The sequence below is a fragment of the Acinetobacter sp. ANC_7682 genome (assembly GCF_056779795.1).
Map to the genome: position 1 here is coordinate 1 of NZ_JBWYIQ010000079.1, position 652 is coordinate 652.

The 652-nt window shown below is 31.7% G+C and carries 1 protein-coding gene; it reads left to right on the top strand.

Features of this window, described 5'->3' with window-relative positions; translation table 11 throughout:
* The first annotated feature begins 104 nt into the window (after positions 1-104).
* A complete protein-coding gene (locus AC1M9D_RS14055; RefSeq protein WP_481612442.1) occupies positions 105-473 on the top strand; it encodes a hypothetical protein in 369 nt (122 codons plus the stop codon).
* Positions 474-652: the final 179 nt, after the last annotated feature.

Consider the following 652-nt stretch of genomic DNA (forward strand, 5'->3'; position numbering starts at 1 on the left):
ACGGAAACGCTTTGGTCTAAGAATGAATTTAATTGCTGGAATGGTGAATTGGATGCTCTTAAATTAACTTTCGCAAGAGATCTAATATATAAAAGAAAAAATAGATGTTTATGAGAATTTTAATTTTATTATTAGCTAATAATTTCGCTCATGCAGAAATGATTTTTAAACATGACAAAGAAGGGTTTGTTGATCGCTCTTGGTATGAAGCTGAAAATCAAATTATTGAAAGAAAGCTTTCAGCACAAGCTCCTAGTAAAAAAATTTATGAGCTAAGACAGAGATTTAAAGTCATTGACTCAAATACGCTTGAATATATTCCATATAGTTCTTCGAAAGACACGCTTATGTACATAAAGGAAGTTTGCGAAAAAAGAGAGATGTTACCTGCGAAGGAGCCCATACCTGGCATTAGTTATAGACGAATCAGTATGAAAACACCTTTTGGCATGTCATGTACAGCAAATGATTAAGAGATTCCCTTTTAAGATTAGGAGGTAAATAAAATATTATTAAAAATCATAAATTTATGTATAAAAATAATAGTAAGGACTGGCTTTATTGCACAAACCTATCTGTAAAGGGTTTTTCAGCGATATAATTTTCAAATGAAGAAGCCTACACACAAAATCTACCGCACAACCAATTGGCC

Excerpts from the sequence above, each read along its gene's own strand:
- AC1M9D_RS14055 (WP_481612442.1), top strand. The coding sequence starts at position 105 with ATGTTTATGAGAATTTTAATTTTATTATTAGCTAATAATTTCGCTCAT.